This is a genomic window from Kitasatospora sp. NPDC032150 (assembly GCF_055579945.1).
In genome coordinates, this window is the sequence record NZ_JBVIMH010000022.1 from 100,627 (window position 1) to 112,628 (window position 12,002).

General features: G+C 73.6%; 8 protein-coding genes. 1 reads left to right on the forward strand and 7 read right to left on the reverse strand.

Features of this window, described 5'->3' with window-relative positions:
• Positions 1-128 precede the first annotated feature (128 nt).
• The 6 genes from recX to ACZ5ON_RS24505 form a co-directional block, all read right to left on the reverse strand.
• A complete protein-coding gene (gene recX / locus ACZ5ON_RS24480) occupies positions 129-833 on the reverse strand; it encodes a recombination regulator RecX (protein ID WP_465596501.1) in 705 nt (234 codons plus the stop codon).
• Between the two features lie 187 nt (positions 834-1,020).
• A complete protein-coding gene (gene recA, locus ACZ5ON_RS24485) occupies positions 1,021-2,130 on the reverse strand; it encodes a recombinase RecA (RefSeq protein WP_465596504.1) in 1,110 nt (369 codons plus the stop codon).
• Between the two features lie 147 nt (positions 2,131-2,277).
• Positions 2,278-3,564 carry an AI-2E family transporter gene (locus ACZ5ON_RS24490; RefSeq protein WP_465596507.1) on the reverse strand — a complete coding sequence of 429 codons (1,287 nt, stop codon included), beginning with the start codon at positions 3,562-3,564 and terminating at the stop codon, positions 2,278-2,280.
• Between the two features lie 79 nt (positions 3,565-3,643).
• The gene (locus ACZ5ON_RS24495) at positions 3,644-3,838 is read right to left on the reverse strand and encodes a DUF3046 domain-containing protein (protein ID WP_465596510.1); all 195 of its coding nucleotides are present in this window, start codon (positions 3,836-3,838) and stop codon (positions 3,644-3,646) included.
• Between the two features lie 19 nt (positions 3,839-3,857).
• Entirely contained in the window at positions 3,858-4,430 is a 573-nt protein-coding gene (locus ACZ5ON_RS24500) for a GNAT family N-acetyltransferase (RefSeq protein ID WP_465596513.1), read from the reverse strand.
• 82 nt (positions 4,431-4,512) lie between these two features.
• Positions 4,513-6,159, reverse strand: a complete 1,647-nt coding sequence (locus ACZ5ON_RS24505; protein ID WP_465596516.1) for a S8 family peptidase — start codon at positions 6,157-6,159, stop codon at positions 4,513-4,515.
• Positions 6,160-6,365: 206 nt separating this feature from the next.
• Here ACZ5ON_RS24505 and ACZ5ON_RS24510 point away from each other — a divergent pair, with 206 nt between their 5' ends.
• A complete protein-coding gene (locus ACZ5ON_RS24510; protein WP_465596519.1) occupies positions 6,366-11,087 on the forward strand; it encodes an ATP-dependent helicase in 4,722 nt (1,573 codons plus the stop codon).
• Positions 11,088-11,462: 375 nt separating this feature from the next.
• On the opposite strand, the gene ACZ5ON_RS24515 is transcribed toward ACZ5ON_RS24510, so the two are convergent.
• The gene (locus ACZ5ON_RS24515) at positions 11,463-11,834 is read right to left on the reverse strand and encodes a helix-turn-helix domain-containing protein (RefSeq protein ID WP_344638529.1); all 372 of its coding nucleotides are present in this window, start codon (positions 11,832-11,834) and stop codon (positions 11,463-11,465) included.
• Positions 11,835-12,002: the final 168 nt, after the last annotated feature.

Below are 12,002 nucleotides of genomic sequence, written 5' to 3' on the forward strand. Positions count from 1 at the left end.
GAGCAGGTTGCACCACGGCCCCCTGGTGGGGCGGCACCCCTGCCCGCCGGAGTACCTGCGGCCCGCCCGTCCGTTCCGCCCCGCGCTCCGAGGGCATGCCCGACCAGCTTGTGATCCCCCGGTCGGCGCTACCGACCCCCCGTGGAGCCGCCCTCCGCGTCCAGCGCGTCCCGCACCACCCGGAAGGCCAGGCCTTCCGAATAGCCGCGCCGGGCGAGCATGCCGACCAGGCGGCGGATCCGGGTCTCCCGCTCCAGCCCCCGGGTCGACCGCAGCTTCCGGTCGACCAGCGCCCGGGCGGCCTCCGTCTCGTCGTCCTCGTCCAGTTGGGCGACCGCCTGTTCGACCAGGTCACCGGCCACCCCCTTGGTCCGGAGCTCCTGCGCCAACGCCCGCCGGGACAGGCCCCGAACGGCGTGCCGCGACTCCACCCACGCCTCGGCGAAGGCGGCGTCGTCGATCAGTCCGACCTCCTCGAAGCGCGAGAGCACCTCCTCCGCGACCTCGTCCGGGATCTCCCGCCTGCGAAGTGCGTCGGCCAGTTGCTTACGGGTCTTGGCCGCGCCGGTGAGCAGGCGCAGGCAGATGTCCCGTGCCCTGGCCTCCGGGTCGACCGCTTCTTCCTGCGCCGACCGCTCCGCCCTCTCCTTCCGAGCCGCCCCGCCCGAGCGCTCGGGCCGGCCGGACCGCTCCGGGTACCCCTCCCCTCGGCGCCCGTCCCCGCGACCACGCCGCCCCTCTCCCAGGGGGCTGCGCCGCCGCTCCCCGACATGCTCCTCGGAGGCGGACTCGTCGAGGACCGCCGGCTCGGCCGCCGGCTGCTCGGTGGCCACAGCCGTCCTCCGACGCCGCCGCCCGAAGGGCAGCTCGGACGCGCGGACCACCCCGAGCTCCGCGAAGTCGTCCGGAGTCTCCTCCTCCGCGCTTCCCGTCCACCAGTCCGGTGGGCCATGGTCACCGGAGCCGGGGGCGGCCCCCGGCGACCATTCGTCCTCGTACCTCACTCGTGCCTCGACGGACTCAGGCCTTGGCCGTTGCCTTCTTCGCCGCCGCGGTCTTGGTGGCCGTGGCGGTGATCGGCTTGGCGGCGCCATCGGCCTCGGCGGCCGGGGCGGTGTCGTCCTCGACACCACCCTTCACGCCGATGCCCAGCTTCGTCTTGATCTTCTTCTCGATCTCGTCGGCCAGCTGCGGGTTGTCCCGCAGGAAGTTGCGGGCGTTCTCCTTGCCCTGGCCGAGCTGGTCGCCCTCGTAGGTGTACCAGGCGCCCGACTTGCGGATGAAGCCGTGCTCGACGCCCATGTCGATCAGGCCGCCCTCGCGGCTGATGCCGATGCCGTAGAGGATGTCGAACTCGGCCTGCTTGAAGGGGGCCGCCACCTTGTTCTTGACGACCTTGACCCGGGTACGGTTACCGACCGCCTCGGTGCCGTCCTTCAGGGTCTCGATCCGGCGGATGTCCAGTCGGACCGAGGCGTAGAACTTCAGCGCCCGGCCACCGGTCGTGGTCTCCGGGGAGCCGAACATCACGCCGATCTTCTCGCGCAGCTGGTTGATGAAGATCGCGGTGGTGTTCGACTGGTTCAGCGCACCGGCGATCTTGCGCAGCGCCTGGCTCATCAGCCGGGCCTGCAGGCCGACGTGCGAGTCGCCCATCTCGCCCTCGATCTCCGCGCGCGGCACCAGTGCCGCGACGGAGTCGATGATCACCAGGTCGATCGCGCCGGAGCGGATCAGCATGTCGGTGATCTCCAGGGCCTGCTCACCGGTGTCCGGCTGGCTGACCAGCAGGGCGTCGGTGTCCACGCCGAGCTTCTTGGCGTACTCCGGGTCGAGTGCGTGCTCCGCGTCCACGAACGCGACCGTGCCGCCCGCGCGCTGGGCGTTGGCCGCCAGGTGCAGGGTGAGCGTGGTCTTACCGGAGGACTCGGGGCCGTAGATCTCGATGACCCGGCCGCGCGGGATACCGCCGACGCCGAGCGCGATGTCGAGGGCCGTGGACCCGGTGGGGATCACGTCGACCGGCTCGTTGGCCTTCTCGCCCAGGCGCATCACCGAGCCCTTGCCGAACTGCCGCTCAATCTGGGCGAGCGCGGTCTCAAGAGCCTTCTCGCGGTCCGTACCTGCCATGGCTTCCACCCTCGGGTTCTGTGCTGTGCGCTTCATCGTCCTCGACGCTAGCGCGTCCCACCGACAATCGACCCGGATCGGGCTCAGCCTGTGGATAACTCGCCACTAAACAGTATAGGGAACAGACGTTCGAATAGAACGAACTGCCTAGCTGCCCTCACCGTCACCGCTCTGACCTGCGGAATCCTCCGGCCCATCGGAACCGACCAGGCGTCGCAACCGGCGCGCGGTCTCCCGCGTACGCTCCCTGGCCAGCCGCCTGCGCTCCTCGCCGCGGTCGATCCGCGGGTCGGTGGCGACCTCGTACCTGCGGACGTACGTCCCGACGAAGCCCTGCAGGGTGGCGGCCGCCGGGATCGCGATCAGCGCGCCGACCGCGCCGAGCAGCGCCGCCCCGGCGATCACCGAGCCGAAGGCCACCGCCGGGTGCACGTCCACCGTCCTCGCGGTGATCCGCGGGTGCAGCAGATAGTTCTCGATCTGCTGGTAGACGATCACGAATGCCAGCACCCAGAGCGCGTCCACCGGCTTCACGGTGAGCGCGACGATCACCGGCAGCGCCCCGGCCAGGTAGGTGCCGATGGTCGGGACGAACTGCGACATCACCCCGACCCAGATCGCCAGCGCCCCCGCGTACGGGAGTCCGAGCAGCGCGAACACGACCCAGTGCGCGACGGCCGAGGCCACCGCCAGCAGCGCCCGGGAGTAGAGGTAGCCACCGGTCTTGGCCAGCGCGATCTCCCAGGCCCGGAGCACCTCCGCCTGCTTCGCGGGCGGCAGCAGCGAGCAGACGGTCCGCCGCACCCGGGGCCCGTCCGCGGTCAGGTAGAAGGTGAACAGGCCCACCGTGAACGCCTGGAACAGCCCGCCGACCAGTGTGCTGGACAGGCCCCACACATTGTCCGCGGCCTGCTGGGCGTACTTCTCGATGCTCCCGGAGTCCCGGAGCACCCGCTGCTGGAGCTGCCCCAACGACAGGTCCTGGTGGAACGTCCGGTTGATCCAGCCGATCAGGTTGTCGACCAGGTGGGGCAGATCACCGGCGATCCTCGCCACCTGGTCCACCAGCAGCGTGCCGACCGAGGTGAGGAAGCCCGCGACCGCGACCGCCAGGCCGATGAAGACCAGGAACGTACCGAGGCCGCGCCGCACCCCGCGGGCGGCCATCCGGTCCACCGCCGGTTCGATCGCCAGTGACAGGAAGAAGGCCACCAGTAGCATCACGAAGAGGTCGATGAGCTGATGGAACGCCCAGTCGGCGAGCTTGAACGCGCCCACCAGGAGCAGCGCCAGCACCATCGCCCTGGGCAGCCAGCGAGGCATCGCCTCGCCCCGCAGGGCGGAGCGGCGGGCGGGCGGAGAGTGTTGGTCCGAGACGGTCCGTTCGGTCTTCTGGGGCTCTGCGCTACTAACCACCAGCCCAGTCTCACCCATGGTCGGCCGGTGCCGGCCGGTGCTGGCCGGCCTGCGCCCCGGTGCGCCGGGCCTCCGGCGCACCGGACGGCCCGCGGCCTCAGCGCAGCAGCGCCGAGACCCCCTGGCTGTCGCAGACCACCCGCCAGACGTCCTTGGCCTCCCAACCGGCTTCCAGCGCCTGCCGGACCGTCCGTCCGCCGAGTTCGCTCATCACGTGGTCGCTCGCGAAGGACTCGGCGTACACCTCGCCGAAGTGCTCGTACATCCGTCGCCAGAACTCGGTCAGCCTCATGGCCCCAGTATCCCCTCCGTCAGCGCGGACCCGGCTGGAGCCGGTGCCACTCGGCCCGCTCCAGCGCGTACTCGACCTCGCCGTGTTCGGAGCCGTCGATCGCCTCGGGCCAGTCGGCGAAGAAGGTGCACACGTAGCGCAGCCCGGCCTTCTCCATCACTCGGCGGGAACCCCGGTTGACCGTCATGGTCTGGGCGAAGACCCGCTCCACGCCGGGCTCGCCGAATCCCTTGCGGATCAACGCCCGCGCGCCCTCGGTGGCGTAGCCGCGACCCCAGGCCGAGCGCCGCAGCCGGTAGCCGAGTTCGACCTCGTCCGGACGGTCCGGATCCGGCGGCCGGAACTCGAACCAGCCCAGGAACCCGCCGCCGGCCCGCTCCAGCGCCGCCCAGTACCCGAGCGCCGGGAAGCGCCGGTAGTAGGAGAAGTACAGCGGCAGGATCCGCTCCTCGACCTCCTCCCGGGGCGTGGCCCGACCTCCGGACAGGTACCGCATCACCTCGGGGTCGGAGTCGAGTTCCACCAGGAGGTCGACGTCCTCGGGGGTGAAGCGGCGCAGGATCAGGCGCTCGGTCTCCAGATGAACGTGCACCCGCCGATGCTGCCCGAACCGTCCGCCCGTCCGCACGCCGTTTTCCGGTCCGCCGCCGCGGCCGCCGGGCCGGCTGCGGCCCTCACCCCCTGGGCAGGGCGAGCACTCCGGCGCCGTAGTAGTCGCGCTCCGCGCAACGGCCCTGTCCGAGCGGGCAGTTGGCCGCGGCCGCCCGGATGAGCAGCGCGACGTTCCGGTCCGGCCCGAAGTCGGGATGATCGGCGGCCGCCACCGCGATCGCGCCGGTCACGTGGGCGGCGGCCATCGAGGTGCCGGCGAGCGCGGCGTACCGGCCGCCGGGCCAGTCCGAGACGATCCCGCCGAGCGCCCCGCCGTCCGGGTCGCCGCCGGGCGCGGCCAGGGTGATCCGGCCGTGGCCGTAGTTGGAGTACCCGGTCGGCATCCCGCTGCGGTCCACCGCGCCGACCGCCACCACGCCGGGCAGCTCGCCGGGCAGGCGGATGCACTCGGTGCCCAGGTGCCGGTCCTCCGCGGGTCCGGAGGTCCGGTCGTTCGGGCTGCGCTGGTCGGCCCGGGCGGCGCCGAGGTCCTGCCCGTCGTTGCCTGCGGATGCCACCACCACGGCACCCTGCCGCTGGGCGTACGCGACGGCCCGGCCGACCGCCGTGATCAGCGCGGCCTGGTCCGGGTCCTCGGGGCAGTTGTACTTCCAGGGGTCGGCGAAGTAGCTGTCGTTGATCGCTTTGGCCCCGTGGTCGGCCGCCCAGAGCAGGCCGCAGACGATGTTCTCGGTGTAGTACTGGCCGAGCGGCCCGAGCAGCCGGACGGCGGCGATCCTGACGCCCGGGGCGACCCCGGTGACCCCCTTGCCGTCCCGAGCCGCACCGACGATCCCGGCGACGTGGGTGCCGTGGCCGCTCTCGGTCACGCCCTCGTCGGGGCGCCAGGCGCCGTACCGGGGATCGGGGCGGCCATCGGCGCAGGAGGCCGACGCCTGCGGGTCCACGGCGCCGCGCAGGTCCGGGTGGGTGTCGTCGACCCCCGAGTCCAGCACCGCCACCAGCACCCGGCGCAGCTGCTGGGCGGAGGGCAGCGGCCGGTCCGAGCCGTGGTCGAGGGCCGGGCCGCGCAGCAGGGTGGTGGCGCTTCCGGAGCCCTCGGCCGCACCGATCATGGCGAGGTTCCACTGGGCGGCCTCCCGCGGGTCGGGCACGGCGGCCTCGGCGGACCCCGTGGTGCCGTCGGACGCGGGGCCCGGCGTGGGGCCGTCGCACCCGGCCCGGTGGCGGGGGTCGCAACCGTTCCCCGGAGCGGGGAACCGCACGGTCGGCCCGCCGCGGAGCTGCCCGGTCGCCCACGCCCCCGGGCCCAGTGCGTCGCCGCCGCGCCGGAAGTCGCCGATGCCGGCCAGCGAGCCCGGCGGACCGGGCACCGCCTCCGTCCTGGTCGCCCCGACCGCCGCCACCCCGGGCTGCCCGCGGAGCCGTCCGGCGAACCCGTCGTCGGCGTACGCGAGCACCACGCCGATCTGCGGGTACTCCTGGACCACCTGTCCGCCCGCCGCCCGGATCAGCCCGGCGGCCCGGGTGGCTCCCTGGGCGTCCTGCCGGTCGGCCAGCACCAGGTAGCTGAGGTAGGAGCGGCCGGGCCCGGAGACGTAGGGGACGGCGCCGAGCAGCAGGGCGGTCAGCAGCATGGCCAGCAGGACGCGTGCCGGGCCGCCGGAGCGCTTGGCGGGCTTGCCACAGGCCGGACCGACCCGTTCCATCGCGCCGCCTCCGCTCCTCGGCTCCAGCGATCACCGGACTGAATCATCACAATATGAGCGGCTTGTCCTAATTGACCCGTTGGACTAGGTCAGACGGTCGCCCGGCTCCGCCCCCGGTTGCACGGGCCGACGGCCGTACCGCGGCTCCGGCGGCCCGCACCGGCGGGGCCGCTCCGGTTGTCAGTGCCGGGCTGCACCATTGGGGCATGGCGCGACGCACCGGCGAGGACTCGGCTCCCGACCCGCTCGCGGGGTTCGCCCCCGCGACCAGGGCCTGGTTCACGGGCGCCTTCACCGCACCCACCACCGCCCAGTCCGAGGCCTGGGCGGCCATCCGGCGGGAGACGGACGTCCTGGTGGTCGCCCCCACCGGTTCCGGGAAGACGCTGGCGGCCTTCCTCTCCGCGCTCGACCGGCTCAGCAGCACCCCGCCGCCCGCCGACCCCAAGCACCGCTGCCGGGTCCTCTACATCTCGCCGCTCAAGGCCCTCGCGGTGGACGTCGAGCGCAACCTCCGCGCGCCGCTCGCGGGGCTGCACCAGGCGGCGGTGCGGCTGGGCCTGCCGGAGCCGGAGGTCCAGGTGGCCATCCGCTCCGGCGACACCCCTGCCGCCGACCGCCGCCGGTTCGCGAGCCATCCGCCGGACATCCTGATCACCACTCCGGAGTCGCTGTTCCTGCTGCTCACCTCCGCTTCCCGGGAGGCGCTGCGCGGCATCGACACCGTGATCCTGGACGAGGTGCACGCCGTCGCCGGCACCAAGCGCGGTGCCCACCTCGCCCTCAGCCTGGAGCGGCTGGACGAACTGCTGGAGCGTCCGGCCCGCCGGATCGGCCTCTCCGCCACCGTCCGGCCGGTCGAGGAGGTGGCCAGGTTCCTCAGCCCGCAGCGCGGCGCCGCGATCGTCCAGCCGCCCGCCGCCAAGCGGTTCGACCTCTCGGTGGTCGTTCCGGTCGCCGATCTGGACGAGCTGCCCGCCGGCGCGGACGGCGACCCGGCCCGGCAGAGCTCGATCTGGCCGCACGTCGAGGAGCGGATCGTCGACCTGGTCCAGGCCCACCGCTCGACCATCGTCTTCGCCAACTCGCGCCGCCTCGCCGAGCGGCTCTGCAACCGGCTGAACGAGATCGCCGTCGAGCGCGCCGCCGGCACCGAGTCCGATTCGCGGGGCTGTGCCGGGGCGCTGACCGAGTCGCACGCCCCGGCGCAGCTGATGGGCGAGTCCGGTGTCGCCAAGGGCGCGCCCCCGGTGCTGGCCAGGGCGCACCACGGGTCGGTCTCCAAGGAGCAGCGCGCCCTGGTCGAGGAGGAGCTGAAGGCCGGTCGACTGCCGGCGGTGGTGGCCACCTCCAGCCTGGAGCTGGGCATCGACATGGGCGCGGTGGAGCTCGTGGTCCAGGTCGAGTCGCCGCCTTCGGTCGCCTCCGGCCTGCAGCGGGTCGGCCGGGCGGGCCACCAGGTCGGGGCTGTCTCCACCGGCGTGGTCTTCCCCAAGTACCGCGGCGACTTGGTGCAGTCGGCGGTGGTGACGGAGCGGATGCGCGCCGGGCGGATCGAGGCGCTGCGCATCCCGCGCAACCCACTGGACGTGCTGGCCCAGCAGTTGGTCGCCATCACCGCCCTGGACACGTGGGACGTGGACGAGTTGCTTGCCCTGGTCCGCCGGGCCGCACCCTTCGCCACCCTGCCGCAGTCCGCCTTCGACGGCGTGCTGGACATGCTCGCCGGCCGCTATCCCTCCGACGCCTTCGCCGAGTTGCGGCCCCGTCTGGTGTGGGACCGGGTCGCCGGCACGGTCACCGGCCGGCCGGGTGCCCAGCGCCTCGCCGTCACCTCCGGCGGCACCATCCCCGACCGCGGCCTGTTCGGCGTCTTCATCGCCGGCACCGACCCGAAGAAGGGCGGCGGTCGGGTCGGCGAGCTGGACGAGGAGATGGTGTACGAGTCCCGGGTCGGTGATGTCTTCACCCTGGGCACCACCTCCTGGCGGATCGAGGAGATCACCCACGACAAGGTGCTGGTCACTCCGGCCCCCGGCATCCCCGGGCGGCTCCCGTTCTGGAAGGGCGACACCCTCGGCCGTCCGCTCGAACTCGGCCGCGCGGTGGGCGCGTTCGTCCGCGAGCTGGGCTCGCGGACGCCCGAGGAGGCCACCACCCGCCTCAAGGCGGCCGGTCTCGACGACTGGGCGGCCGGCAATCTGCTCACCTACCTCGCCGAGCAGCGCGCCGCCTGCGGCCACCTGCCGGACGACCGCACCATCGTGGTCGAGCGGTTCCGCGACGAGCTCGGCGACTGGCGGATCGTCATCCACTCCCCCTTCGGCGCTCAGGTGCACGCTCCCTGGGCGCTGGCCCTCGGTGCCCGCCTGCGCGAGAAGCACGGCCTGGACCCGCAGGTGATGCACGCCGACGACGGCATCGTGCTCCGCCTGCCGGACGCCGACCTGCTCGACTTCCCTTCCGACCGGCCCGTTTCGGACGAGGCCCCGGTCGGCGCCGACGCCGCGCTCTTCGACGCCGAGGAGATCGAACAGCTGGTCACCGACCAGGTCGGTGGCTCCGCGCTGTTCGCCTCGCGCTTCCGCGAGTGCGCCGGGCGCGCGCTACTGCTTCCCCGGCGCAGTCCCGGCAAGCGCACGCCCCTGTGGCAGCAGCGTCAGCGCGCCTCCCAACTCCTTGAGGTGGCGGCCGAGTACGGCTCCTTCCCGATCGTGCTGGAGGCCGTCCGCGAATGTCTCCAGGACGTGTTCGACGTCCCGGGTCTGGTCGAGTTGATGCGCGATCTGGAGTCGCGCGCCGTACGTCTGGTGGAGGTCACCACCCCCGAGCCCTCCCCCTTCGCCCGCTCCCTGCTCTTCGGCTACGTCGCCCAGTTCCTGTACGAGGGCGACTCCCCGCTCGCCGAGCGCCGCGCCGCCGCCCTCTCACTGGACTCCCGGCTGCTGTCCGAACTGCTCGGCCAGGCCGAGCTCCGTGAACTGCTGGACCCGGACGTGCTCGCCGAATTGGAGGCCGAGCTCCAACGGCTCACCCCCGACCGGCGGGTCAAGGACATGGAGGGCGTCGCCGACGCGCTCCGCCTGCTCGGCCCGCTCAGCGAGGCCGAGTTGACGGCACGCGGCGCCGAGCCGATCTGGGCCCTGGAGCTGGAGGCCGCCCGCCGCGCCATCCGGGTCCGGATCGGCGGCGAGCCGCGCTGGGCGGCGGTCGAGGACGCCGGACGGCTCCGCGACGCCCTCGGTACCCCGCTGCCGGTCGGCGTTCCGGAGGCCTTCACCGAGCCGGTGAAGGACCCGCTGGGCGATCTGCTCGCCCGGTACGCCCGTACCCACGGGCCGTTCACGGCGGCTGAGGCTGCCTCACGGTTCGGCCTGGGCGCGGCCGTGGTCACCGGCGCCCTGCACCGGCTCACTGCCGCCGGCCGCCTGGTCCAGGGCGAGTTCCGCCCGTCCGTCGCCCCCCACCACCCGTCCTCGGAGGCGCTTCACGCCGCCCCCCGTGAGGGCCGCACCACCACCGTCGAGTGGTGCGACAGCGAGGTGCTGCGCAGGCTGCGCCGCCGCTCGCTGGCCGCACTGCGTCAGGAGGTCGAGCCGGTCCCGCCGCGCACGCTGGCCGCCTTCCTGCCCCAGTGGCAGCACCTGGCCGGCCACCGACTGCGCGGTCTCGACGGCCTGCTGCGCGTGGTCGAACAGCTCCAGGGCTCCGCGCTGCCCGCCTCCGCCGTGGAGAAGCTGATCCTGCCGGCCCGGCTGTCCGGCTACGCCCCGGGAATGCTGGACGAGCTGATGGCGGCCGGTGAGGTCGGCTGGTCCGGCGCAGGCGCGCTGGCCGGCAAGGACGGCTGGATCAGCCTGCATCTGCCCGAGTCCGCCCATCTGCTCCGCCCCGAGCCGGTGCCGCCCGCGCTGACACCCGTGCACACCGCCCTGCTGGACGCCCTGGCCGGCGGATACGGCCTGTTCTTCCGCCAGCTCGCCGACCAGGTGCCGGACACACCCGCCGCGGAACTCACCGACGCCCTCTGGGACTTGGTCTGGGCCGGGTACGTCACCAACGACACCCTGGCCCCGTTGCGGGCCCTGCTCGGCTCCGGCCGCACCGCCGGCGCCACCGCGCACCGCACGCCCCGCGCCACCCCACGCGGCCGCTACGGCGGGGCCGGGCGCGGCTTCGGCCGCCCGGCGAGCGCACTGCGCTCCGGCCCGCCGACGGCGGCCGGGCGCTGGTCGCTGCTGCCCGTGTTCACCGGGGACGCGACGGTCCGGGCCGCCGCACAGGCCCAGAGCCTGCTCGACCGGCACGGTGTGCTCACCCGGGGCACGGTCGCCGCCGAGCGCGTTCCGGGCGGCTTCGCGGGGGTGTACCGGGTGCTCGCCGCCTTCGAGGAGCGCGGCCGGGCCCGGCGGGGCTACTTCGTGGAGGGCCTCGGCGGCGCCCAGTTCGCCATGGACGGCGCGGCCGACCGGCTGCGCTCGGTCAACGGCCGGCTGGAGCGGGCCGCCGCCACCGGGTGGCCGGGCAGCGGCACCGGAGTCGAGCCGCCCCAGGCCCTGGTGCTGGCGGCGGCCGATCCGGCCAACGCCTACGGTGCCGCACTGCCCTGGCCGGAGCCGCCGACCCCGTCGGGTGGCAAGGCGACCGCCGCCGCACACCGCCCCGGCCGCAAGGCAGGTGCCCTGGTGGTGCTGATAGACGGCGAGCTGGCGCTCTACGTCGAGCGCGGCGGGAAGTCCCTGCTGGCCTGGCAGCCGCTGCCGGTGGCGGTCGAGGCGCTGGCCGATGCGGTCCGGCAGGGCGCCCTGGGCAGCAGCGTCACCATCGAGCGTGCCAACGGCGAGCCGGCGCTCACCTCCGACCTGGGCCGCCTCCTGGAGCAGACCGGCTTCCACCCCACCCCGCGCGGCCTGCGTCTGCGGTCCTGAGCGCTCCTGGCTTCCCCTGGAAATCGGACGCACTAGCCGTCAAGCGGCGGCGCTGGTTCCGCCTCGGGCGGTTCACCCGTACGGTGTTGTGGCCCGGTCAGCGAACGGCGGTTGCTGTGCACCGGTACGAGTCCGATGCCCCACCCGCTCAGCGCCAGTACCCCGAGCACCGCATCACTGCTCGGCAGCCCGTGGGCCGACAGGAGTGCCGAGCCCGCCGCGGCCGACGGCACGGCCAGACCCCAACGCCGGTCGACTTCTATTCGCCCAAGGGCGGGAACAGATCGTCGTGCGGCGGCACAGACCGCCCGGACCCTCCGCATCGCAGGCCTCCTTCACTCGTCCCCCGCTTGGCGCGGGGAGGGCGAGGTCCGGTCAGGCCGCCACCACGTCCACGGCCGCAGCCTTGGGCGAGATGCCGCTCATCCGGTCGACGCCGGGAGCGGGCAGCGGAACCGGTTCGAGTACCGGCCTCAGCAGCTCACCATCCGAGAGGGTGGCCATTGCCGCAAGTTCGGCGAGCGACAGCTCGTCGCTGACCTCGCGCATGACTTCGGACATCCGGACATCGAGCGCGTCGCAGATGGCGGAGAGCAGTTCGGAGGACGCCTCCTTCTGCCCCCGCTCGACCTCGGAGAGGTACCCGAGCGAAACCCTGGCGGCCGCCGACACCTCGCGGAGTGTGCGGCCCTGGCGCTGGCGCTGCCGACGCAGCACATCGCCCAGTAGGCGACGGAGCAGGATCATCGGTGCCTCCCTCCTCGGACTGCGGATCGAGATGTCACGCCCCCACCGTACCGCCTTGTCCGCATCGCGTGCGGGGACCCTGGTCGTGTTCACTCTGGGCTGCAAGGCTGTCCCCTCCCCTGTTTGTTCCCCGCCCGGACCGTCCACGCGCCCGCTCCGGACCCGCAG